The sequence below is a fragment of the Sphingomonas sp. 10B4 genome (assembly GCF_035019905.1).
In the GTDB taxonomy this organism is placed as follows: Bacteria; Pseudomonadota; Alphaproteobacteria; order Sphingomonadales; family Sphingomonadaceae; genus Sphingomonas; species Sphingomonas glacialis.
Genome location: NZ_JASJVC010000215.1, coordinates 1 through 399 on the forward strand (window position 1 = coordinate 1; position 399 = coordinate 399).

Consider the following 399-nt stretch of genomic DNA (forward strand, 5'->3'; position numbering starts at 1 on the left):
CACCTTCAACCTGGCCATGAGTAGATCACTTGGTTTCGGGTCTACACCCAGCGACTGATTCGCCCTATTCGGACTCGATTTCTCTACGGCTTCCCTATGCGGTTAACCTTGCCACTGAATGTAAGTCGCTGACCCATTATACAAAAGGTACGCAGTCACGGAACAAGTCCGCTCCTACTGTTTGTATGCACACGGTTTCAGGATCTATTTCACTCCCCTTCCGGGGTTCTTTTCGCCTTTCCCTCACGGTACTGGTTCACTATCGGTCGATATCGAGTATTTAGCCTTGGAGGATGGTCCCCCCATGTTCAGACAGGATTTCTCGTGTCCAGCCCTACTTGTTGCAAGCCTAGTACCACAGATATGATTTCGTATAAGGGGCTATCACCCTCTATGGCC

At 50.1% G+C, this 399-nt stretch carries 1 rRNA gene; it reads right to left on the minus strand.

What is annotated here, in order from left to right:
- Positions 1–399: ribosomal RNA gene (locus QN347_RS19525) — 23S ribosomal RNA — on the minus strand; the annotation flags it as partial.